The organism is Bacillus sp. 2205SS5-2 (assembly GCF_037024155.1).
Lineage (GTDB): Bacteria > Bacillota > Bacilli > Bacillales > Bacillaceae_K > Bacillus_CI.
Genome location: NZ_JAYKTS010000001.1, coordinates 176,689 through 200,350, shown reverse-complemented (window position 1 = coordinate 200,350; position 23,662 = coordinate 176,689). Strand labels below are relative to the sequence as shown.

The window sequence follows — 23,662 nt, the reverse complement described above, 5'->3', positions numbered from 1 at the left end:
GAAAGATTTGTCTTATGGAGTTACTGAAAAATAAAAGTAAGTTTTGTCTTTATTCCTGAAAATAACTGTTCTTGTGTTATGTCTTCTTGATAAAGGAAAAGCAGGAATTCAAATGCCAACATGCTATAAATGATTTCTGCAGCGGCATTACTTTCATAATCCTGCGACAATACATTCTTCTCTTTTAACTTATTAAGAACTTCGATAATTTCATCAACTAACATAAAATCTAAGCTAATCATTCTTCTTAATACGGCAGGCTTTGATTTTATAGCTGTGATAGAAATTGAAAATAATTGTCGCTGGATTTTTTTACTGATTTTCAAGTATTTAAATAAGCGAGTATAAATGAAGTTAAACATAATTTCATCAATTGGTAATGTAGAATCAAGCTCAAAGGGTGTATGGTTGACTTCGTCTGAAAAATCTTCTGTCAAAGATTCAATGAAGATCTCCGCTTTACTTGGGAAATAATTAAAAATTGTACCGGATGCAATTCCAGCTTTTTGAGCTATTTCATCAGTGGTTGTTTTTTCATATCCTTTTTCTTTAAATAGTGCATTTGCTACTGCAATTATTTTTTCTTTTGTTGCTTGTTTCTTTTTATTACGTAAATTCACGTTTACCCCTCCTAAAGATGAGTGCGTTCATAGATGAGTATACTCATATTGTGTGAATCAAATGATCATTTGTCAAGGTATACGAAAAAAACTTCTACTAAGGGATAAATCTATACAAGTGAGTTTGATAAAAAAGAAAGAAACGGATGATCCTTACTATTCTCAATAGCTTCAGAAAAAGAATTGTATGTAGCTGGTATAGAGATAATACTTGTTACACGTTTCCATTTACCTTATTTGATTCTTCAATTAGAACAAAAATACTAATAATAACGACCGCGAATGTACCGAAAAGGAGACCGAGTTGCATGAAAAAATCTTCCAAAAAGAAGAGGGTGATGAGTGATGCAAATACCACCAAAGAACTTATGAAGTAAGACTTAGTTTTTTCAGATAATCTAAATTTAAACAATAAGGTATTTAGATAGAAAAAAACACAAAACTGACAATTGCAATAGGAAAATAGAGTAGATAATTGTTAATGAGCAAACTGATAACATTCCCAAAAACTAAACTTACAATAATCAACCTACTTAATTCAGTCTTTTTCATACAAATGGCTCCTTTTTTCTTTTTACAATAAATATATAGTTTGTAATAAATATACCATTTTTGGTAAATGTGAAAAAGAAAAATTTTGAAAATTCTTTATAATAGACTCAATTTTAGAAATGTTAATAATGCTGCTTCTTCGCTATTTAGTATTTAGTTCAAACAACTATGTAGGTTTCAGAACTCAATCAATTATTCTTGTAACAGGTGGTGAATGCTGAGCGAGCAATTGAACTCATTCCCTTGTCCGGTTTGGTTTTTCGCTTGTTTTAATCAATATGTAGAATCCTGACATTAAGCTAAAATGGTAGCATCAATTGAACCCTAGAAAATTGTCTTGTCAACACTAAGTAGCGAAGAGCCATAATGCTCATTGCACTGATGTCGTTGAAGAACATAGGAAGGAACGAGAATAATAGGATTGGATTGTTAGGCTAAACTTGAAAATCTATAGTCGTTTGGATAAAAAAGTCGTATCGTACTGTTTCAATCACACTCAAAATTAGAATGAGATGTACACTGTTAAAACTTCCTTTGGTTCACTTGCTCAAGAAACGCCATGAAAAAAAATTCTCTGTTCTATTATTGACAAATTGTAAAACTACAGTTAATATAAATATATACTTTAGCGCTTAAAAGCGTTTAAGCTTAACAGTAATTAATCAGAAGAGATAGAGTGAAAATATAATATTTTTACAGTTAACAGATAAGTAGTGGTTCTAGTCGCAGAAAATAGAGACTGAATGGAAGCTGAAAATTCAGGCATTAGTTTACATGAATTACACTGTTAGAAACAAGCTGTATTGTAATGAAGTGAGTGAATGTCAAGTTCACTAACAAGGGTGGTAACGCGGAGTCTCTTCGTCCCTTAAGGGGATGGGGGATTTTTTTGTATGCAAAGGAGGAGAAAAAATGAATACTGGGAATGGATTTGTTTCATTGCAATTTGAGAAACTAACAAAAGATCAAGAAGAGGAAAGGCTACAAAACTATCTTGATGTGATATCTACGAGAATGACGCCCTCTGCATTTTTACCAATACCAGTTTCTGATGAAGTAATCGAAAAAGTAATACAAGCAGCAGGCACAGCTCCATCTGGTGCGAATCAACAGCCATGGACTTATACGATTGTCCAACAAGAATCAGTAAGAAAAGAAGTGAAGCAATTATATCAAGAAGCATCTATAAAACAAGCTGACCTACTACATTCTTCACCAAAGCTTGTAATCGTATCAAAACAAAAATACGGCATTCAAGGAAATGACAGAATAAAGCACTATTATCCGAATGAATCGACAGCCATAAGTGCAGGATTCTTTGTAGCTGCTCTCTTGCATGCAGGTTTAAATTTTCTGGCTTTTCCACCTTTAAAGAAATTGAAACAACTGATAGATCTACCAAAAAATGAAGAAGCTTTTTTGGTTTTTGCTGTCGGAAACTCTGGTGAAACTTACACTGAAAATTCACTTCATAAAGCAGAAAGTTATTACAATCTTATCAAGAAAAGAAGAAATGTTAGGGATTTTTCTTCTCAAACCATAGATGAAAAATTGTTGTTGATGGCTCTGCAATCGATGGAAAATAATCTGCTATCTAATGACAGTCCATATCATTTTCACTTAATCAGTGATCCTCTTCTCAAACAGAAAATTCGTGAAAAAGCAGAAGAAGAAGAAAAAACCTTTTACGAAGAAAGGATTACAGAGGAGTGGAGAGGTGTTCTAGCGCCACTCGGAACGAATTGGCAGAAGCCACATTTAACGGATGCGCCCTATTTAATTGTTGCCTTTAAAGTAGAAAGTGAGAAAAAGGGTACCTTTGATGCTGTATCAAGTGCTGGTGTTGCAACTGGGGTATTGTTATCTGCTTTACACCATGCTGGATTGGCTACCTTAACACACACACCTAGTCCGATGACATTTTTACGAGAAGTTTTAGATAGACCTAAAAAAGAAACGCCGATTGTCGTCATGCCTGTTGGGTATCCAACTGATAATTGTTTGGTACCAAATATAACGAAAAAACCACTTCAAGAGATTTTGAAAAACTTATAGAAAGAAAGGTGTATCATCATGAATGAATTAAAACGAGATTTACATCCACTACACGGATATGCACTAATGATTGGAGGTATGATAGGCGCCGGTATATTTGTCGTGACAGGAGAGGCGGCTGGCCAAGCTGGACCATCCGTTCCGTTTGGGTACGTGGTGTTGTTTCCGATTTTACTTGCTTCTGCTTTAGCGTACTTAATATTCCTTAGTACACCACTTGGTCAAAGTCCAGGTGGGGCATATATTCATATAAGTCGTACATTTAATAACTATTTTGTTGGCTTTTTGTTTATGTGGTTTCAATACATCGCTTTACTAGGTGTCATGGCGATTATGGCCATTTCATTTGGCGAATATTTATCATCTTTAACAGGATGGACAAATATTCCATTGCTAGCGACGATCCTTTTACTAAGTTTTTTTGTGCTAAATATCGTGGGAGTAAAATGGTTTGGTGTGGTTCAAATGGTGATGTCCTTGATTCTTTTCGTGGCAATTTTGGTGCTTGTTATACCAGGGTTATTTCACATTGAAATGAGTAATTATTCGCCGATTTTACCTAAAGGAATGAGTGGATTTCTGAGTATCTTGCCCTCGCTTTTCTTCGCATATTTTGGTTTTGAACAAATCGCTCAAGCGGCAGGGGAAATGAAAAACCCACAAAAAGCAATGCCTAGAACGATGTTTATTGGCTCGATCTTAACGGTTATCATTTACTTTTTAATTTCATTTGTTGCTTTTGGTGTCTTGCCCTATCAACAGCTAGCAAGTTCAAGCAGTGCGATGGCAGATGTAGCGGCAGTTTATTTGCCTGCATGGGGAAAATGGATTGTGGTTATCGGGATTATCATGGCTTTCGCGACGACTTTAAACTCATTAGTTATGGTCGTATCACGTATTCTCTTTAGCTTTGCTGACGATCACGTTATTCCAGCTCGATTCGCAAAAGTAAATAAGAGATTTGGAACACCACATATTGCCATCATGGTAAATACGGCAATTGTATTAGGACTAATTTGGACACAAACTCTTGGCTACTTGCTCGATGTGTCTCTACAAGGGATGTTCTTAATGTACATGGGACATGCAGTCGCGATGATTGCTCTGCCATTTGTGCGACCGGCGTTGTTTGCGACAGCTTTTATCAAACCTCCGAAAGTTCTTGTAGTATTTAGTGGACTGTTTGCCCTAAGTGTCTTGCTTTACTTTAGCTTTACATTATTACAATCAGTACTAAATTTATTAATTCTATGGACAGTAGTCGGAGTAATTATCTACTCATTAGGCAGAATACAAGGTAAGAAAAAACAATTTAATTATGCTCTTCGTATAACGCAAGATTGGAAAACTGAACAAGAGTAAATAAAATAAGGCTGTTTTCACAAAGTTTGTTGCTTTTCGCACCAGTCTATAAACGATGATATCGCTTTGTTTCGGGCATCATTTCGTCTATTTTTGATGGAAATAACAATGAAATGGGCGATTTAATCTAAAATCAGGTGATTTAGCCACAATGTATACGAAAAGAGCCTAAAATAAAGAAGCAGCACTTATACCATGTATAAGTGCTGCTTCTTTTTAATTAAAACTTATGCCGTTTAGATGGACTAGGTGAGAATCTTAAATAGAGCAATATTTAATAAGAAAGCCTTACAATAACTTCTTTACTTACTTTGTTGAAAAATCGATTTTACTCATCTTTTGTAGCCAACATATACTTAATATCAGAGGTAGCGGTTGGATAAGTAAACAGCATTTCTTTAAACTGCTTAGTGGTTATATCAAGTTTAATAGCAAGCGCAAATATATTAATGAGTTCAGCGGCATCCTCACTAAGAAGATGTGCTCCTCGTATCGTATCTTTTTTTGAATCGATAATAACGTGAGCAAAGGCCGAATCTTGGTTTGTTCGCTTGTTTGTAAACCAGTTTGTGATATCTAATTTATTGATTACTAGATCATCTAGCTTGCTTGCTTCAGCAACGGAGATACCGACACTTGTTAGTTTTGGTTGGGTAAAGACTGCTGTAGGGATAGCCTGCTTTTTGATTTTTTTATTATTCCCATTCCGCAGATTCGCTGAAACGATTTTTGACTCCATTCCCGCTACTGGAGTTAGTGGCGAGGCAAACGTATTTGCGACGTCTCCAGCTGCATAAACATTAGAGTTTGAGACACTCTGTAAAAAATCATTTACTAAAATCCCTCCTTTATCTGACTGAATATTAGCATTATCGAGCTGCAAATGGTTTACATTCGGGCTTCTACCGGCACCATGGATGACAAGATTTGTTCTATAAGTTTGAGTGGTACCGTGCTTTTCTCCAAGTACAATATACGAATCATTCTCTTTTTTTATTTCCGTAACTTCGGTTGAAAGTTGGACATCGACGCCCAATTTTCTTGTTTCTTCGATCAGCTTGGAGACAAGTTCAGGGTCGAACCCTTTCAACGCTTCTTTGCTACGGTGAAGAATGGTAACAGTTGCTCCAGCACGTGCAGCGATATGAGCGAGTTCAAACGATATATAGCCACCCCCAATAAAGAGAATTTCTTTCGGCAAAGCAGAGAGTTCAAGAAAATCATCGCTATATGCTAAATGTTCAAAACCTTCTATTGGTAATTTAGTCGGAGCGGCCCCAGTAGCGATAAGGATTTTATTTCCTTCAATAATTTGATCTTCTACCTCCATTCGATTCTCCGCAACAAATCTAGCTTGACCGTGATAAGTATGAATACCTAGTTTATGTAGTGATTTTTCTGTATTTTCTGGAACATCGTCAGTGAATGTTTTTTTAAACTCCATTAAATCTTGCCAATCAATTTCTACATTCCCGGTGATTCCTTTTTTTTGAAGTCGCCGTACACCATCTAAGATTTCTGTTATTCCGACAAGAACTTTTTTAGGGTCACATCCTCTAAGTGCACACGTTCCTCCAAATAATCTTTCTTCAATTATGGCGACACTCCAACCAGCTTCTCTACACTCTTTAGCAGCCAGAGTTCCAGCAGTTCCACTTCCAATTACAACTAAATCATATGTTTTCATTTTTTTACACTCCTTCTTCTAGTACTATTCCTTTTTAGAAACAACACTAAACGAGGAAAGTGAAAAAGTTATAAATAAACAATCGCTTTAATTATTTTGAAATAATTATCTTGCTTGCAAAAAATCATCGAAAAGGGTATAGTAAGATTACAAGCTGCGATGTACGTAATACTAACTAAGTTTTAACCTTTAAGCTGTAATCGGGAGTTTTATATCGAACTAAGAATGTCAGGCCACTCACGAAGAGGAAGACAAGATTAGTTTTGCGAACACCCACTTGGAGAAGTGGTGGTTTAAAACTTTCTTACCAATTTTACGGCACTTGCGGCTGTTCCTAACGACTTATCACCAGTTTCTCTCAAGGGACTGGTTTTTTGTTGTTTCTTCATGCTAATTTGGTTATGTTAATAGAGAGTGAAAATAGGAGGATACGTAATAATGTTAAAAGATAAGCTACAAAAATTCTTTAACCAAGAATCACCCGAAAAAATCCTGCCGCTTGAAAAAAACTTTGCTGAACAATGGAACATCGACCTTCCAACAAATGTCCAAGAGAGTGAGGAAGATACTCGATTTACTAATGCTACGATTGAAGTGATGAGTAAAGAAACAGAAGAGTCGGTAATGAATGTATTGGCGGATGAATTTTTAAACAAGCCAATATCCTATGTTAAAAAGAATAGCGAACATTTTATCTATCTTGACTCCAAGTGGTTTGACCTGATTGGTGTGGACGGAATATCGCTAGAAATCGATGATGTATTTGGTACTTATGAGGTATTATTCGGATTGAGAAGAAAGAAAAATGATCGCCCTCAATTACTTGACTATTTTAACTCCCAGCTTGGAGACAGTCCAAAGCATTCTCTGCTCTTTAATGGAGAGGACGGACTTTGGGATGTGAATTTCTCGGTAAATGGTTTACAAGGATTTCATGAAGAGATGACGATTCATGAACTTTATCAGGCCGTATATATATTTGTTTTTCACCTTCATGTGTATCTGGATGAGGCGAAAACAGTCTAATATAAAGCGAACTCGGGAAAATTGCTGAGTTCGCTTTTTTAGTGTGAAACTATTGTCTGCGATCGCAATAGTAGGAACCGTATTTCTGAGGAACGAAGCGCTTATCCAATTCTATCATCAAGAGAGGGGATTGAAACCTGATTCGGTATCGGTGGTTTGCCAGGCATGTTGTGAAAAAAACAACCGCCAAAAAAATGATCAAATGTGTAAAAAGTGCTATTCATCCTTTTGAAAATCACTGTTTTACCGAATTAATTGTATCTATCTTACACAGCGCTAAAGTATGGGCGGGAAAAATCAAAGTGCTAATCTAAAACAAAATACAAATTTTAAGTAATGAGTGCGGACGATTGATTCGAAATGTCTTATGATATTCAATTAGGTTAAAAAGGCTCTTTTTATATTCTTTGCTATTGGCACAAAGAAGAAATAGGCAGTAAGGTTATTTCGTCTGATTTCTTACTTTTTATTTAGATATGGAGAAGTTTTCATTAGGAAAGGCTGTTTTCGCAAAGGTTGTTGTTATTCGAACCAGTCAATAAACGGTGATTTATCTTCGTTTCGGGCATCATTTCGTCTATTTTCAATGGAATTCAACAGTGAAATAGACAATTTAATCAAAAATCAGATGAAAATTAAAGTTAGTCTTAAAAGTGGACGCATAAAAATGATAATCCGTTGCACAATAATTATCATTAAAAAGGACGTGTTCACATGAGTAATCATCACTCGAACGAATATCGAGAGTATGTAGCTAAGATGGTTGTTGAAGAAGGTAGGAAAGTGACAGAACTAGCCTATGAGTTAGAGATCCCTTACTCGACTATTATGCGATGGGTAAAAAAGTTAAAAGAGGCGAAAAATGTTGACAAATCTGTTGAGTATATTACTCCTTCAGACCTAAACAAATTGAAGAAACAGCATGAAAAAGAATTAAAATCTCTTCAAGAGGAGAATGAAATTTTAAAAAAGGCAATGCACATCTTCACGAAAAAGCAGGAGTAAAGTATGAATTTATCCATCTCCACAAAGATGAACATACTGTGGTGAAGATGTGCAAGGTACTGGAGGCATCAACAAGCGGTTACTATAAATGGGTCGATCGACAAACTCAGGAAGAGACAGAAAAAGAAAAGAAGAAAAAGGAACTGAAACAAAAAATTTGTAAGTCTTTTCATGAGAGTCAAGGAACTTACGGTAGCCCAAGAGTATATGATGATTTAATTGAGTGGGGCTACCAAGTCTCCCAAAAAACCGTAGCTCGGTATATGCAGGAAATGGGGTTGAAAGCGACTCCATTAGAGAAATACGTTGTTACTACAGACTCAGATCATGATATAACGATCTATCCTAATTTAGTGAAGAGACAGTTCGATGTAGATATTCCAAATACGGTTTGGGTAGCGGATATTACATATATCCGAACATTGAAGGGATGAGTGTATCTTGCTTCCATTATGGACTTGTTTTCACGAAAAATTGTAGGATGGAGCCAAGGGATTTCAATGAAAAAAGAACTTGTTTTAGAAGCATTGCGAATGGCTCAAGCAACGAGACGACCAGGTAAGGGATTGATCCATCATTCTGACCGTGGCTCCCAATATTGTTCTAATGAATATGTAGAGGAATTAACTCAGAGTGGGGCTAAAATTAGTATGAATCGAAAAGGAGATCCATATGATAACGCTTGCATCGAATCGTTCCACGCGACTATAAAGAAAGAGCTTATCTATCGGCGTAGATTTCAAACAAAAGAAGAAGCGATGAAGGTTATCAATCATTATATTACAAGTAGGTACAATGAGAAGAGGAAGCATTCTAAGCTGGGATATTTGTCGCCAAATAACTTTGAGCGAGAGTATCAACTTTCGATCCTAGAATCAATCTCATAATATAGCCATTTGGCGTTAGAAAGGATCAATCATGGTCTTGGATTGATTCTTTCTAATGCCCCACCAAACGAAGTGCGGTAGGAAAGTAGGAAAATTAAATCTCATTTTTTATTGTCCATTTTCTTGACAGAAGTTCAGCTTAAATCATTTTTATTATTTCCACTGTCTACTTAACAGGGGGCAGTTCATTATAGCTCAGAGCTTTTTTGTGAATGGATTTGACGTGAAAATCTCTTTTTCCTAGTCAACTCTAACTCCGAAGAGAATAACTATTAGGTCTGGAGAATAGCCACTCACAGCCTTCGTTAGAATATCATATAGGAGATGACAACATACAAAACCGTCATTAATAGAGAAGGTGCGGCATAACGCCATGAATTTCGAATTATCGTAGGGCGAATCAACAAATAAATGATGACTAGGCTCATGACAAAACCTAGGAATGCTATGAATACGTGAGATGTGTCAACGACTGCTAAAATAGGACCTTTACGATATAAAGCATCTGTTAAAGCAAGCAGTTGAATGTTAAATAAATTGCTACCTAAAATGGATCCAATGGCCATATTGTAGTTTGCTAGTTTAAATGCCGCCACAACAGTGACCAGCTCAGGTAAAGAGGTGGAGGCCGCTATGAGAAAGCTGCCGATAAAGCTCGCATTCATACCAGTGGATTGTGCTAAAGCATCTCCGGAGATAGAAAGAATACTCCCGGATACAAAGACCATAAAGGCTGCAAGGGAAAAACCGATGACTGCTTTTCTAAGAGAAATGTCCTTACGAGCTGGCTCCTCTTGTTGAACTAGCATTTCTTCCTTTGCAACAAATTTCATCGACAGAATGTAGAGAACTACGACCACAATCATTTCAATTCCCACCCCAAATAATTCAATAGAACCGGGTAGAAGGAGGCTGAAACCTATTATAACTAAAAACAAGATTCCAAAAAGAGCTGATGGCATTGATTCCTTATGATTAATATGTTGAAATAAACGTTTCTTTCGGTAGATTAAATCGACGACTGCTAATATTAATAGGTTAAATACATTACTTCCGAGCATATTTCCCACGGCAATATCGGGACTATCAATGTAGACAGCGGTTAAGCTTGTTGTTAATTCTGGTAATGAAGTTGCTCCTGCAATCAGAAAAGTACCCACGACGGCTCCACTTAAAGAAGATTTCCGGCTAATCACATCACCAAATTGATTCAAGTAAATAGCTGCTCCTACGACTACAGTGGCTGCAAGTATAAAAGTTAAATAGATCATGTTCGTCCCCTTTCGGCCAGGACACGAAAAAACCCTGGCACAAATATATGTACCAAGGTCTTGCGGGCTAAGAATACGCTTAGTCTAATGAACCAGGTATCGAAATACCGTAATGATGATTCATTAGCCGATTACCGGTCGCTACTCCCCTTGTTAGTACAAATATAACCCGGATTTTATTTTCTGTCAATTGTTAGAGCGCATCGAGAATTGAGGGAGGAAAAAGATTTACTTTAATGATATACAATGTGATTGACCATAAGAGTCAAGAAAACAAGAAAAGTCTTGAAGAACATCGGACAATCGTCCATTCGATTAAACAAACAGATATCACCTTAACCCAGCAAGCCATACGGAATCACTTACAGACGACACTTCATTCAATCAAGAAATATGCGGGTGGCTATAAGTCATTAAATCAATCGTTGTGAACGAAAATAGAATTATCCCCAAGTTATAGTTTAACCTATAATATCTTAAATGAGAAAAGAGCCCTAAATCCCGATGAGGTTTATTTTTGAGTAAAAATAAATTCCATTACTATTCACAAATAAACCCCAGTGCACCTGGAAAATTATTAGTTCTATGGACTAGGGATAGTCATAGAAGTGATTTCTCCATATAAAGGAAAAAACTTATGAATACTTAAATTATCCTATTCTTCAATCTTGGAGTTATAGATGTAATCGTTGTAAATAGGCAGATTTAAATTTTTTCTTTTTCAGCTCATTATAAATTGATAATGCCTGATATAAGAAGGGAGTTAGTTTTGCTACTTTTCTTAATTACTTCCAGGCGTTATTCTTCGGGTGCCTGGAATAGGAGAAATGCTTTTCAAGGCAAGAAGGAAAGTAGAAAAAGTGATAGTTCTTAATAGTTTTTACGTGCAGGATAAATTCGATAAGATTCAGTGTCCCGTTTGTTCTAATTGGCCATTTGAGCAAATCGACTGTATGTTTCTTTGATTTATGGTACTCTAAGCAAATAAATACAATTATTGAGGTGCAACCATGAAAATAGAAGTATATTCAGATTTTGTTTGTCCATTTTGTTATATTGGAAAAAGAAGACTAGAGCAAGCAATGGAAGCAGTTCCTTTTAAAGATGAAGTTGAAGTAGTTTTCAAAAGCTATGAGCTAGATCCAAATGCGGCTAAAGATACCGACTTATCACTTCATGAACTACTTGCGAATAAGTACGGGACATCTGTTGAACAAGCTAAGAAAATGAGCGACGGAGTGATCCAACAAGCTGGAAGTGTTGGTTTAGATTTTCAATTCGATCAACTTATTCCAACGAACACTTTTGATGCTCATCGCTTAGCAAAGTATGCCGAAACTCAAGGGAAAGAAGCAGCTTTAACGGAAAGCTTATTAAAAGCCCACTTTACCGATTCGAAGCATGTTGGCGACCATGATACCTTACTCCAAATTGCGGAAGAGGTTGGGCTTGATCGTTCTGAAGCACAATCGGTATTAGCAGGAAACGATTTCAACGAAGTAGTTCGTCAAGATGAGCAATTGGCTCGTAGTATCGGCGTTCAAGGTGTACCTTTTTTTGTGGTAAATAATAAGTATGCGATCTCTGGAGCGCAACCAGCTGAAGTGTTTAAAGGGGCTCTTGAGAAAGTCTGGGAAGAAGAACATCCATCTACTCCACTTCAAAACCTTTCAACGGGAGATAACAACGGAATGGTTTGCGATGAAAACGGTTGTGAAATACCGACAGATAAACAGTAATCAAAAAAATCCACCTTTCTTGATGAAAGGTGGATTTTTTTGATGAAAATAAAGTGAAGAATTAATTAGCAAAATAATTTTGAGTATAATATGGGTGCGATTCCTCATTAAAGGCGACGCCGATTCCCACATAGTCAAAATCCTTTTGCAAAATATTCTTTCGATGACCTTCTGAATTCATTAAGCCTTCATGAGCAAAAATACTACTAAACTGCCCATAGGCTAAATTTTCACCCGCTACCAAAAAATGTATGTTATCCTCTGACATCCGATCAAAGGGAGATTCCCCATCTAAGTTTGTATGATCGAAGTACCCATTATCAGCCATATCTAAACTATGTTTTCGAGCAGTTTCTTTTGCAGAATCATCCCAAGCAAGCGGATGAAGGCCATGTTCTACACGAGCTGCATTGGTTACATCAAATAGTTGATATTCTAATCCCGTTTTTAGTTCATCACTATTTTCTGTATAAAGGGTTTGTTTTGTATCTTCCAACTCTTTCTGGATGATCTGAATTGCTGTGACTGTATTATTTTCATGAATATCATAAAAGACAGTTACATAGGACTTTTCAATTAAGAACACATCATATTCACCATGGTCAGGTAGCTGATAATAGAAAGAGCCTTTCTTTATTTTTGTTAAGGGTCTTCCAAGATTTTGTTGAACGAGACTCTTTGTATCTCCTAAAGTGATACCAAGGGAGCTAGAAATTAAATCCTGATTGGTGTAAAGCCCATTAATAAGTTGATTATCATCAAATGAGATCATCAGAAAATGTTGATAGTTTTGATGATACGTGTGCCAAAGAGCACCATATTCATTAGTTGTCGAACGGTTTGGCTCACCCAATTCTTCTTTTACCTGTTGCTGAGTATCACCAATCTCCAAATTATAAACAGCAATCGGTTGTTTGGCCGGCGGGTCCAGTTCTGGTTTAGCAACTTTTATATAATCCACTTCATCAGGGGATGTAATTCCCTCATCAAAAAGATCATCAATCTCCTGTAATAAGGATGTATAGGCAAATTCCATGTGATTGAGGGCTGAGGACACCCATTCACTTTCTTTTATGGACTCTAATGAATCCTGAACTAAATCATGTTGAAGGATGGTTTCTACTTCTTCCTCCCACATCGGGTGAGTTATGTAGACGGCTAAAAGAATAATGAGGAACAGAAATAAACGCTTCAAACGATATCCCTCCATTTCTATCATCATTGTAACCGAAAAAGAGAAGTTTCAGCAGTTAATTAACTTGATAAATATATTTTTTTGTTTCACCGGAAGTAACTTCCCTTTTCAAACACCCTCTTTTATCGTTACTTCAAACAAACTAGTTAAATAATTGGGAATTAATATACTCTCATTAAGAGTCTATACTATTAAATTACTGTCGATAAAAGAAAAGGTCTAAATAAAACTAACTAGTTTTTGCCTAATCAGGAGGGGTATTTATGAAAGGCTCTTTTCGCCTATTTATATTGGAAATCAACTGTGAATTGGAAGGTTCAATCAAAAATTAGCTGAAATAACCAAAATGTAAACGAAAAGAGTCTTTAGAAAAGAAACTTCATGCTTCTGAGCATAAAGAAGGTTACAGATTGAGAAAAGATGTGTTAGACTGTTTTCTTATTGGTCTCTATTCATTTAGATGGAACGCTCCATTTTGCAGTTGATGTCCATCAAAAAAAGACAATCACGCTAAGGTGGCAACCGCACCGGTACCGTTTTTTTTTGAAGGTTTTTTTCGCATACTTTATTGCTATATCATATAAAAACGGAGGGAAACACTCTTTACTTTCCTCATTTCGAGTTGAAAATAGTGCATAAAGATGCCTGAAGTCATTTTTCACCACAATAGGAGGATTAATTCGAAAAGCCATTTGAGATAAGCTAAGTAATTTAGAGATACTCAAAAATTATTTTCTATACAAATATGCCCTTATACAATGCTTTACCACACCTTATAGTCTTTATTTAAAAGTAACTGTATTCGGGGAATAGCCTTTTATTAAGCTCTTTTCGCAAATTTGAAACTCATGGAGAGAAAGATTGGCTTTGGTGTTTTTTTAGTTCTTCATTTAAACCTAATCAAAAATGATGATGTATTGATTGGTTGAGAAAACACGAATCATGCTCATTGAGCTTTTTTTATAATAATTGTAAAGCAGTAATATTTTCAGAAATCGCCTTAAATTATAAATGTAGGAGTTCGTATATGAAAATTGTATCATGGAATGTAAATGGCATTCGTGCCTGTGTGAAAAAAGGATTTTTAGATTATTTTCAGGAAGTCAATGCTGACTTTTTTTGTATTCAAGAGACGAAGTTGCAAGCAGGGCAAATACAATTAGAATTAGAAGAATATCACCAATTTTGGAATTATGCCGACAAGAAGGGATATTCAGGAACGGCCATTTTCACGAAGCATCAACCCTTATCAGTTACCTATGGGGTAGGTGATAAGACCTCTGAAGCAGAAGGTCGAATTATTACGCTAGAATATGATGCCTTTTACCTTGTCAATCTGTACACTCCTAATTCAAAGCGAGATCTGTCGAGGTTAGGGGAGAGATTAGAATGGGAGGATGCTATTCGTGACTATTTGGTAGGTTTAGATCAAACAAAGCCGGTGATATATTGCGGAGATCTTAATGTGGCACACCAAGAAATTGACTTAAAAAACGCCAAACCCAACCAGGGGAATTCTGGTTTTACAGCGGAAGAACGTGGGAAGTTTTCGTCTTTGTTAGAAGCTGGATTCGTCGACAGCTTCCGTCATCTCTACCCGAATAAAGAAGGAGCCTTCACATGGTGGTCTTATATGAGTAATGTAAGAGCACGAAATATCGGTTGGAGAATTGATTATTTTCTCTTATCAATCGCTCTTGTCCCGTTTCTAGAAAATGCAGATATCCATTCGCATGTTCTTGGTAGTGACCATTGCCCTATTGTTATAGAGATGTCGATATAGAGGAGAGTAATAATGGAAATATTTGAGTGGATTTCAAAAGATAGTCTTAAGGACCTGAGTATTTCAGCAGGAATTTTAGTCGCATTCTTTATTTTTAGAAAAATCTTTACAAAATACGTGCTCAAAATAATGTTGAAGCTAAGCTCAAAAGCTCGTTCCAAGTTTTTTACGCATGTATTTCATTCCTTTGAAAACCCGATTGCTTGGTTATTTATCATTTTCGGAATATTTATTGCGGCCGATTCGTTCCCTTTTATGGAGCAAAACAATCCATTGTTTAAGAAAATTTTTCGTTCGCTTGTGATTCTTCAAATAACTTGGGGGTTATTTAATTTGACCTCAGCTTCGTCGGTGTTATTTAAAAGCTTTCGAGATAAGTATAGTATCGAAATGGACGAAATTTTAATTCCCTTTATTTCGAAAGGGCTGAGGTTTGTTGTGTTAGCCATTAGCTTTAGTATTATCGCTCAAGAGTTTGAATATGATGTTAACGGATTTGTAGCGGGATTAGGACTGGGTGGATTAGCTTTTGCTTTGGCTGCAAAGGATGTTATCGGAAATTTCTTCGGAGGTATAATAATTATTACTGAACGACCATTTTCTATCGGAGATTGGGTTGAAACACCTAGTGTGGAAGGGACAATAGAAGACATTTCCTTTAGGAGTACAAAGATTCGAACCTTTGAACAGGCAATTGTGACTGTTCCTAATGCAATTCTTGCCAATGAACCCATAACGAATTGGAGTAAGATGGGAAAACGGAGAATTACGTTTAATCTAGGACTTACTTATAATACACCAAATGAGAAAATACAACGAGTGGTACATCGATTGGAATTTCTCTTGCAGAATCATGATGAGATTCACAAAGAAACGATCTTTGTGAGATTCAACGAATTTAATACAAATAGTTTAGATCTATTCCTTTATTTTTTTACCAACACTACCCAGTGGGGGGAATACTTACGCGTTCGTGAGGAAATAAATTTTCAAATATTAGATATCTTAGAAGAAGAAGAAGTTGATGTTGCCTTTCCAACACGGACCTTATACGTTGAATCTCAATCAGAAGAGAGTCCTCATGTCGAAAGAAGTCTTTCAACCTAGTAATCTATGGGGAACAATTAAGGTAGTGATGCTTGAATAATAGTGGGCTAGTAGTATCAACTCGTCTGAATTAGATTCAAACTGACCATAGAGAATATAGAAAATCGAAAATCAAAAGAGCACCCGGAAAAATATCGAGGGTGCTCTTTTTTTATTTGCTCTTTTTTTGTTCTCTAATCCATGAATCAATAAAGTCTAAATTAAAAATCAATACATGATTCATTCGTTTAAGATGAGGGATCTGCTTTCTTACAATTAATTCCTGAATCTTTTCTTCACTTAAAGGGTATTGAACCGAGTGAAGATAGTGGATTAGCGGTTGGATTCCTGTAACTTTTCTCATCTAATCACCTCCCACCAAATTCTCCTCGAGATAGAAAACATTGAAGAAAACTTAGTATTAGGTACTAGAAAAGATACTTATGTTCTTCTATACCCGAATTCTTTGTAAATAATCCGATTAGAATGTATTTTGGGAATTTCTGACCGGTAATGTCAGAAATTATTTTGTGTTTCTACCGGAAATTTCTTCGGATACAATAAAGGCTAAATCGTCGTTACCAAAAAGAGAAAGTACACCTAGGACCGTGTCATCGTCAATTTCCCCAGCTTCTTCTTTTGAAACCGTTAAGTTTAACGCTTCCGTGAGTGCTGGATTGTCCATTTGAGTGGGATAGGCTGTTAAATACAAGGCCTTGGGATCAAGGTCTTCGTTGATACACCACTGCGCAAAAATAAGAATCATCATATTTTCTTCGCGCTGATAGTTTTCAATAATCTTCGCTTCGACTTCTTTTGGATCCATTATCATTCTCCTTCAATTATGTATCAATGTGAATAGTATAACAGACTTCGAATTTGAAGGCTGTTTTCGCATAGTTTGTTGCATTTCGTATACATTAATAATCTATGGTATAGCTTTGATTCGGGCATCATTTCGTCTGTTTTTGATGGAAATCAACAAGGAAATGGAGGTTTTAGTCAAAAATCAGATGAAATAGCCACAATGCATACGAAAAGAGCCTAAATAAAAGATAATTTTCCACGAAAATAATCGCCCTTAGGAGGATGAAAATGAAGTATGCACTTGTTTTGGTAGTGCTTATATCACTTATTCTTCGGTTTCCATGCAATACTATGGCTATTGAGAACAAAGAAATTAAAGAAGGTCCATTGAAGCCGAATCGAAATAATACCGCCCTGGTAGTGACCGATCCTCAAAATGATTTTCTCAGTGAAAATGGTGTAGCTTGGCCACTAGTTGAAAAAAGTGTGAAAAACCAAGGAACCATCGGTCATTTAGTGCAACTATTTCAAGAAGCAAAAAAGATGTCTATTCCTACATTTGTCTCTCCACATTATTATTACCCGTATGATTATCACTGGGAATTTACTGGAGAGCTAGAAACATGGATGCATGATCACAAAATGTATGATCGAACAGGTCCTTTAAGTTTAAAGGACTTTGAAGGTTCTGGAGCGGATTTTTTACCTATCCTAAAGCCTTATATTATTCAGAACCAGGCAATTATCACTAGCCCGCACAAAATTTATGGACCTGAAACGAATGATTTGGTCCTTCAGTTACGGAAGAGTGGGATCGATTTTGTCGTGTTAGCAGGCATGTCTGCGAATCTATGTGTTGAATCACATTTAAGAGAGTTTCTGGAACAAGGCTTTTCAGTTTCAGTAGTGACGGATGCTACTGCGGCAGCTCAAATAGGGGATTTAGACGGGTATGAAGCAGCTCTTACCAACTTTCAAATGATTGCTAATGAGGTGCTGACGACTGAAGAAGCGCGATCCTTTTTTCAATCTTTGAATGAATGAGAAACATCTTGTAGAATAGTAGTGGATTGTACACAGAAAAAAAGGGGTTTATCATGAAGAAATATATTGTAGTTGGAGCAGGAATTCTCGGTGCCTCTACGGCATACCATTTAGCGAAATCCGGGATAGACGTAACACTAATCGATGGAAATGATTCAGGACAAGCTACTGACGCTGCTGCAGGAATTGTTTGTCCCTGGATTTCCCAGCGCCGGAATAAACGCTGGTACCAACTAGTGAAAGAAGGGGCTAAATATTACCCAGAGTTAATTCAACAGTTAGAAGAAATCGGAGAAAGAGTTACAGGTTATCAGAGAGTCGGCGCACTGAGTCTTCATATAGATGAGGATAAAATAGATAAAATGGTTCAACGTGCACTGAAGCGAAAAGAAGATGCACCAGAAATGGGAGAAATTTTGAAGCTTTCAAAAGAAGAAACGCTAAAGAGATTTCCTTTGCTCGCTGAAGGATTTTCTTCTGTATTTGTGAGTGGTGCTGCAAGAGTAGATGGTCGGTTGCTTCGAAAAGCTCTTATTAGTGGGGCTGTAAAATATGGGGCGGAGCATGTTCATGGTACAGCGGAATTACTTATCGATAACGATGAAATAAATGGGGTTGTTGTCAATAATGAAAAGGTTTTTGCTGAAACGGTAATCGTTACTGCAGGAGCATGGGCAAATAAGCTACTTTTACCACTTGGGGTTAGCTTTCATGTTTCAGCCCAAAAAGGCCAAATCATTCATTTGCAATTATCAGAAGAAAATACTTCATCATGGCCAGTAGTAATGCCACCGAATAATCAATATCTTTTAGCTTTTGACGGTGGAAGAATTGTCATCGGAGCGACGCATGAAAATAAAGAAAATTTAACTTCAAATGTAACAGCCGGGGGACTTCATGAAGTGCTGTCGAAAGCTTTGCAAGTAGCTCCCGGATTAAAGGAAAGTACCCATATTGAAACGAGAGTCGGCTTTCGTCCGTTTACTCCTGAATTTTTGCCTGTGTTTGGTGAAGTACCAAACTGGAAAGGACTCTTTCTAGCCAATGGTCTAGGGGCATCTGGATTAACAGCCGGTCCTTTTTTAGGAGCCGAATTAGCGAAATTAGTATTAGATAGAGATACTATTTTAGATCCTAAGGAATTTCCACTTGAAGAAGCTCTCTTTTAAAAGTAGGTGAAAAAAGAGAATTAGATTGTATAGGAAAATTCACTGAATGTTATCGTCATGAAAAGGATTGTTGCTTTTCGATAGATTCACTAAAAGAATGAGTAAATAGGTAATCCTTGTCCTTTTTTCGATTAAGTCATACATGAATTTCCCAGTATTCTGCTTAAGGTATGGATCGAAAAAAGGTGAGGCTGATTTTTAAATTAATTGCAGCAAGATTAAAGCAAGCCATCTTCAATTTTAGTAGCGTTTTCAAAAAAAGAGAAAAATGAGCTATAGTCTGTCTTTTTCAATGTTTCTTAAAAACCGAACACAAGAAGTGAATGGTTAGCCATTTTTATTTCGGATGGCATGTTAACGGAACATTAAATTTTTCGTATATATGGGGTTCGTAGGGATAAAGAAGTGTTTTTCAAACCGACGAAATTTCTACTACATCTTCAAAAAGAGTTTCAAGGAATCTCTATGACTTGTTGATTAGCGATACGAACTTGTCTTTTCTAGATATATCGTGTTGTCTTGGCAACACTGCTGTAATACAGGCGAACGAATACTAGGCGGAACAAAAGCTTTTGCAAGTGGCGGTCATGATGAAGATGGTTCCATTCACATGAATATAAAACCAGGAGGAACGATGAAGATAAAATTCACTCCAAATAAAAGTGGAGAATTTGAATTTTTATGTTCAGGAGCTGGTCACAAAGAAGCGGGACTGGTAGGGGATTTTACCATTGAAGAATAAGTCGGTTTTCCTGTTAACGTATTGATGATTGGGGTGATTGGAGTGCATGTTTTAAAGGGAAAATATAAAGTTGATTTTCTTTGGAATGTTTTACTAATTGGCATTGTGTCTCTCATATTGCAATTTAGCTGGGAATATGGTCAATGTGCTATTTTTTATGACATGAATGATGATCTAGATTTCACCTCGCTATTAATGTGGAGTGCCATATGGGGTGACATCATGATGACATTGATTTTATATGTTCTGATTTCGCTTCTTAACCAAGACGTTAATTGGTTTTTAAAACCATTTCAACGAAAAGACTTTGTGATTATGGTCTTGTACGCTTTGTTTCTAAGTTTTTATTTTGAAATTTCTGCTCATTATACGAGTAGATGGACGTATAGTTCGTCGATGCCATTAGTTTATAAAACGAATATTGGGGTTATCCCCGTTCTTCAATTGCTACTTCTGTTTCCATTATCATTTAAGATAAGTATGTATTTGAGAAGAATCTAATATCCTATTTCAAAAGACCTGACAGTTCATTTACAATATGAAATGTCGAGGTCTTTTTTTTGTGCACGAATTAATCCTTTTTAAAGGCTATTTTTGCAAAGATTGTTGCTTTTCTCAGCAATAAATACACCACTATAGAGATAGCTATGGTTATGTTTTCGAGTATTTCTTCGAGATTACCCCAACCAGAAGAATCCATGACCGAGATTCTTTTCGCTCCCAATGTTGCTCTAGTATCTAATCACGGATGGAAACACTGCACTCCACGATTCTTTCGGTTTATAAATGATGCGAAAAGTTCCTTTAAGTCTTTTTCAGCAAGAATTAATCTCTATTGTGAACAGCCACAATCTTCACGAAAGCAGCTATATACTATGATATTCAATTTTAAGATTGTATACATATGGTTCATTTATAAGATAACGGTCTATATAATAGGTCAAATTGATAGTTTTCTATCAAACAGTCTAATAAAGGAGTAGCTTTATTAATAATAGATGAGAGGGTAAATGATAAAGTTTCCCCAGATAAATATATTTTACTTTATAAAAGAATTTTACATTAATACAATAAAATTGCAGTTATTAAAAATAATGAAATCAAACAAACAATCATGCGTATGAGAAATATTGCATACACTTTATTATTTAGTTGAGCATGAAGGGGGAGAAATGGATATGAAAGATAGACAGCTGGGAGAAGAGAAAGAAATTAATCTGAATCAAAAAGAAGATAAATTGTATAGTAGACGATCTATCTTAAAAACAGGGGGCTTAGGAGCAATAGGATTTGTTGCACTGAATTTACTTCCAAAAGGTATTCAAAACACTGTTTTCGCAAATTCCCATTCTACTCAGAACGAAGCAAGCACACCGTTTGTAAACAAAAAAATCCTCTCGTGATGAAGCGTGGATTCAACCCGATGGAATTTTTAACTCAATATTTGAATGGATATCATGTGTGGTGTTTGATTGAGAGCCCGAGAGCAACACGCTTTCCACTTCTAGTAATTTTGAAAAGTCAACAGAATTTTTTTCTATAACCTCTTTTATAGCATTCATTGAATCTATCTCCCTTCAAATCGATCGGGTGATACTTTTTATCTTATCACCTATATTTATTATTTTGTGGAAAAAGGGTGACTTGTACTAAAACTAAGGACTGTTTTTTAAATGCTCTTTTCGCATACTTTGTTTCTGAAGCATACAAAAAAGGATGGAAACACTAATTTCATTCCTCATTCCGTGTTAAAAATGATGTGAAAAGATGCCCGAAGTCAATCTTCATCACGAACTGAGAACTATTTCGAAAAGTCACAATCTTTGCGAAAACAGCCTTTTTAAAAGATGGTTCACTTTAACAGCAATAAATTAATTACTAAAAAATATCGGTATCGGAGCAATTTTTTGTTTTATTGAGGCTCGTTTCGAATTCATCATTGTTATTGAATCGATAATTCAGATAAAAGAACTATTTTTGCAGAGGTTTTATTGAAATAGATACGAAAAATAACTAATTTTGCAAAAACAATCTTTGTAAATGAAATAGTCTACTGAAATCAGGATGCTATTGAATATTAAATTCACCAGCAATAAGGTATCCGAAAAGTGTTTTTTTAAAAGCTTTTTTGAAAAGGCTGCTCTCGCAAAGATTGTGGCTTTTCGTATTAGTTAATAATCTATGATATAGCTTTGTTTCGGGCATCATTTCGTCTATTTTTGATGAATATCAACAGTGAAATGGAGGATTTAGTCAAAAATCAGATGAAATAGCCACAATGTACCCGAAAAGAGCCTTTGAAAAAAACTACATACCTTTTTGAATATACCACCTTGCCTTTTTTCTTCCCTTCACTTAAATCTATTAAATCAGTTTCAATAATAGATCTAGCAGTGATGAAAAAGGAGTGTTCTGGTGTCAATCGAAATAAATTTTAAGAAACAGCTTAATAAGAAACATATATAAGTTGTACCAAAGAATTTACTCAAAACAGTTGACTCCATGCATTGTCCAAGTTCATCACATTGTTTCCAGTCGGATAGACTCAATACACATGCATTTCTCTAGCTGTGTATTGAGTGGTAGTGGTAGCGTTAAGGTTTGACGTATTTCCTAAGAGATGCAAATGAATGGTCTGAGAGTGTTTTACATTCATTGTGAGATAGATGAAAATCCCTCTAAATCAATTGGGGCAGAAGGCACTCGACTCCTCGAAAATACCTTGGCATTTCCTTCATGCGGTGTGAATTCTAGGATGCTTTTCGATGTCCTGGGGGAAAAGTGGGACAGGTTAAACCCGTTTTCCGAATCCACTGGAAATCAACAACCCTGCTTAAATAAATCTAAATCAAAAAGAAAGACTTAAATTTAAACTATATAGAACGGAATGCGAAATAGATCGCCGATATAGACAAAAAAACATAACTATATGTCTTTACATACGATATGGGGGTATGGTATGATATCGTTATCGGAGGTGGTTACATGTCTACAAATTTAGATTCCTCAAAACAGGAGGGCGCCAATCCTGATGGCGTGAGTTGTTCAATGGATAGTCATCGAAAGAGTCATCATTCAGAGAATGTAAAGAAGAATTTAGTTACACGGTTAAATCGTATTGAAGGACAAATACGGGGAATTAAAGGGTTAATTGAAAAGGATACATATTGTGACGATGTCATCACCCAGATTTCTGCTACTCAATCGGCGATGAATAGTGTCGCTAAAATCCTCCTTGAAGGTCACATGAAGACCTGTGTTTTAGAACGACTTCAAGAGGGTGACGAAGAAGTGATTGATGAATTCATGATCACGGTTCAAAAACTAATGAAAAAATAAGGGAGAGATTCATAATGGAAAACCAAACACTAAAGGTTGAAGGTATGTCTTGCGGACATTGTGTTAGTGCTGTTGAAGGAAGTGTCGGAAAATTACAAGGTGTAAAAAAAGTTATAGTCAGTCTAAAAGAAAATGAAGTAGCTGTTGAATATGACAAGCAGGAAGTAAGCATAGATAAAATAAAAGAGACGATTGACGATCAAGGATATGATGTGGAATAAGTAAATCGTGCGCTAGAGCACGGTTTTCTTTTTCAAAAAAACATACCCCATATAGGTATAGGAGGATGGTGC

The 23,662-nt window shown here is 36.0% G+C and carries 24 protein-coding genes and 1 other RNA gene; 18 read left to right on the top strand and 7 right to left on the bottom strand.

What is annotated here, in order from left to right; translation table 11 throughout:
- Positions 1-20: 20 nt before the first annotated feature.
- A complete protein-coding gene (locus tag U8D43_RS00885; RefSeq protein WP_335869059.1) occupies positions 21-620 on the bottom strand; it encodes a TetR/AcrR family transcriptional regulator in 600 nt (199 codons plus the stop codon).
- Between the two features lie 1,464 nt (positions 621-2,084).
- Between U8D43_RS00885 and U8D43_RS00880 the strand changes: the two genes are divergently transcribed.
- Together U8D43_RS00880 and U8D43_RS00875 are read left to right on the top strand one after the other, a co-directional pair.
- Complete coding sequence (locus U8D43_RS00880) at positions 2,085-3,227, top strand: nitroreductase family protein (protein ID WP_335869058.1); 1,143 nt, start codon at positions 2,085-2,087, stop codon at positions 3,225-3,227.
- A gap of 18 nt (positions 3,228-3,245) precedes the next feature.
- Positions 3,246-4,589, top strand: a complete 1,344-nt coding sequence (locus U8D43_RS00875) for an APC family permease (protein ID WP_335869057.1) — start codon at positions 3,246-3,248, stop codon at positions 4,587-4,589.
- Between the two features lie 328 nt (positions 4,590-4,917).
- Here U8D43_RS00875 and U8D43_RS00870 read toward each other — a convergent pair whose 3' ends face one another.
- A complete protein-coding gene (locus tag U8D43_RS00870) occupies positions 4,918-6,276 on the bottom strand; it encodes a dihydrolipoyl dehydrogenase family protein (RefSeq protein WP_335869056.1) in 1,359 nt (452 codons plus the stop codon).
- 148 nt (positions 6,277-6,424) lie between these two features.
- On the opposite strand from U8D43_RS00870, the gene ssrS reads away from it, so the two are divergent.
- The 5 genes from ssrS to U8D43_RS00845 all read left to right on the top strand — a co-directional run bounded on the left by ssrS (position 6,425) and on the right by U8D43_RS00845 (position 9,194).
- A non-coding RNA gene (ssrS, locus tag U8D43_RS00865) (6S RNA) lies at positions 6,425-6,611 on the top strand.
- Positions 6,612-6,714: 103 nt separating this feature from the next.
- Positions 6,715-7,302: a branched-chain amino acid aminotransferase gene (locus U8D43_RS00860; protein ID WP_335869055.1), complete on the top strand. Its 588-nt coding sequence runs from the start codon at positions 6,715-6,717 to the stop codon at positions 7,300-7,302.
- A gap of 714 nt (positions 7,303-8,016) precedes the next feature.
- Positions 8,017-8,307 carry a transposase gene (locus tag U8D43_RS00855; RefSeq protein ID WP_335869054.1) on the top strand — a complete coding sequence of 97 codons (291 nt, stop codon included), beginning with the start codon at positions 8,017-8,019 and terminating at the stop codon, positions 8,305-8,307.
- Positions 8,308-8,354: 47 nt separating this feature from the next.
- A complete protein-coding gene (locus U8D43_RS00850; protein WP_335869139.1) occupies positions 8,355-8,741 on the top strand; it encodes an IS3 family transposase in 387 nt (128 codons plus the stop codon).
- Positions 8,742-9,194 carry an IS3 family transposase gene (locus tag U8D43_RS00845; RefSeq protein WP_335869053.1) on the top strand — a complete coding sequence of 151 codons (453 nt, stop codon included), beginning with the start codon at positions 8,742-8,744 and terminating at the stop codon, positions 9,192-9,194.
- 305 nt (positions 9,195-9,499) lie between these two features.
- Here the strand turns inward: U8D43_RS00845 and U8D43_RS00840 are convergent, their stop codons facing one another.
- Positions 9,500-10,465 carry a sodium:calcium antiporter gene (locus U8D43_RS00840; RefSeq protein WP_335869052.1) on the bottom strand — a complete coding sequence of 322 codons (966 nt, stop codon included), beginning with the start codon at positions 10,463-10,465 and terminating at the stop codon, positions 9,500-9,502.
- A 236-nt stretch (positions 10,466-10,701) separates the two neighbouring features.
- Between U8D43_RS00840 and U8D43_RS00835 the strand changes: the two genes are divergently transcribed.
- Together U8D43_RS00835 and U8D43_RS00830 are read left to right on the top strand one after the other, a co-directional pair.
- The gene (locus U8D43_RS00835; protein ID WP_335869051.1) at positions 10,702-10,896 is read left to right on the top strand and encodes a hypothetical protein; all 195 of its coding nucleotides are present in this window, start codon (positions 10,702-10,704) and stop codon (positions 10,894-10,896) included.
- A 579-nt stretch (positions 10,897-11,475) separates the two neighbouring features.
- Positions 11,476-12,204 (top strand): DsbA family oxidoreductase, encoded by a 729-nt coding sequence (locus U8D43_RS00830; RefSeq protein WP_335869050.1) that lies wholly within the window; start codon positions 11,476-11,478, stop codon positions 12,202-12,204.
- Between the two features lie 61 nt (positions 12,205-12,265).
- On the opposite strand, the gene U8D43_RS00825 is transcribed toward U8D43_RS00830, so the two are convergent.
- Positions 12,266-13,399 (bottom strand): CAP domain-containing protein, encoded by a 1,134-nt coding sequence (locus tag U8D43_RS00825; RefSeq protein WP_335869049.1) that lies wholly within the window; start codon positions 13,397-13,399, stop codon positions 12,266-12,268.
- A gap of 1,027 nt (positions 13,400-14,426) precedes the next feature.
- Here U8D43_RS00825 and U8D43_RS00820 point away from each other — a divergent pair.
- Entirely contained in the window at positions 14,427-15,182 is a 756-nt protein-coding gene (locus U8D43_RS00820) for an exodeoxyribonuclease III (RefSeq protein WP_335869048.1), read from the top strand.
- 12 nt (positions 15,183-15,194) lie between these two features.
- Positions 15,195-16,289: a mechanosensitive ion channel family protein gene (locus U8D43_RS00815; protein WP_335869047.1), complete on the top strand. Its 1,095-nt coding sequence runs from the start codon at positions 15,195-15,197 to the stop codon at positions 16,287-16,289.
- 151 nt (positions 16,290-16,440) lie between these two features.
- On the opposite strand, the gene U8D43_RS00810 is transcribed toward U8D43_RS00815, so the two are convergent.
- Both U8D43_RS00810 and yxiS read right to left on the bottom strand, forming a co-directional pair.
- Positions 16,441-16,632, bottom strand: coding sequence for a hypothetical protein (locus tag U8D43_RS00810; protein WP_335869046.1), 192 nt, complete (start codon positions 16,630-16,632; stop codon positions 16,441-16,443).
- Between the two features lie 159 nt (positions 16,633-16,791).
- On the bottom strand, positions 16,792-17,094 hold the full coding sequence (gene yxiS, locus U8D43_RS00805; RefSeq protein ID WP_335869045.1) for a protein YxiS: 303 nt from the start codon (positions 17,092-17,094) through the stop codon (positions 16,792-16,794).
- Positions 17,095-17,363: 269 nt separating this feature from the next.
- On the opposite strand from yxiS, the gene U8D43_RS00800 reads away from it, so the two are divergent.
- From U8D43_RS00800 to U8D43_RS00780, 5 genes are all read left to right on the top strand, one after another.
- Positions 17,364-18,119, top strand: coding sequence for a cysteine hydrolase family protein (locus tag U8D43_RS00800; protein ID WP_335869044.1), 756 nt, complete (start codon positions 17,364-17,366; stop codon positions 18,117-18,119).
- A 53-nt stretch (positions 18,120-18,172) separates the two neighbouring features.
- Complete coding sequence (locus U8D43_RS00795; protein WP_335869043.1) at positions 18,173-19,288, top strand: NAD(P)/FAD-dependent oxidoreductase; 1,116 nt, start codon at positions 18,173-18,175, stop codon at positions 19,286-19,288.
- A 514-nt stretch (positions 19,289-19,802) separates the two neighbouring features.
- On the top strand, positions 19,803-20,030 hold the full coding sequence (locus U8D43_RS00790) for a hypothetical protein (RefSeq protein ID WP_335869042.1): 228 nt from the start codon (positions 19,803-19,805) through the stop codon (positions 20,028-20,030).
- Between the two features lie 42 nt (positions 20,031-20,072).
- The gene (locus U8D43_RS00785) at positions 20,073-20,531 is read left to right on the top strand and encodes a hypothetical protein (protein WP_335869041.1); all 459 of its coding nucleotides are present in this window, start codon (positions 20,073-20,075) and stop codon (positions 20,529-20,531) included.
- Between the two features lie 677 nt (positions 20,532-21,208).
- The gene (locus tag U8D43_RS00780; protein ID WP_335869040.1) at positions 21,209-21,433 is read left to right on the top strand and encodes a hypothetical protein; all 225 of its coding nucleotides are present in this window, start codon (positions 21,209-21,211) and stop codon (positions 21,431-21,433) included.
- A 12-nt stretch (positions 21,434-21,445) separates the two neighbouring features.
- Here U8D43_RS00780 and U8D43_RS00775 read toward each other — a convergent pair whose 3' ends face one another.
- Complete coding sequence (locus tag U8D43_RS00775; RefSeq protein ID WP_335869039.1) at positions 21,446-21,592, bottom strand: hypothetical protein; 147 nt, start codon at positions 21,590-21,592, stop codon at positions 21,446-21,448.
- Positions 21,593-23,078: 1,486 nt separating this feature from the next.
- On the opposite strand from U8D43_RS00775, the gene U8D43_RS00770 reads away from it, so the two are divergent.
- Both U8D43_RS00770 and copZ read left to right on the top strand, forming a co-directional pair.
- A complete protein-coding gene (locus U8D43_RS00770) occupies positions 23,079-23,369 on the top strand; it encodes a metal-sensitive transcriptional regulator (protein WP_442893536.1) in 291 nt (96 codons plus the stop codon).
- Positions 23,370-23,383: 14 nt separating this feature from the next.
- On the top strand, positions 23,384-23,590 hold the full coding sequence (gene copZ / locus U8D43_RS00765) for a copper chaperone CopZ (protein ID WP_335869037.1): 207 nt from the start codon (positions 23,384-23,386) through the stop codon (positions 23,588-23,590).
- Positions 23,591-23,662 lie beyond the last annotated feature (72 nt).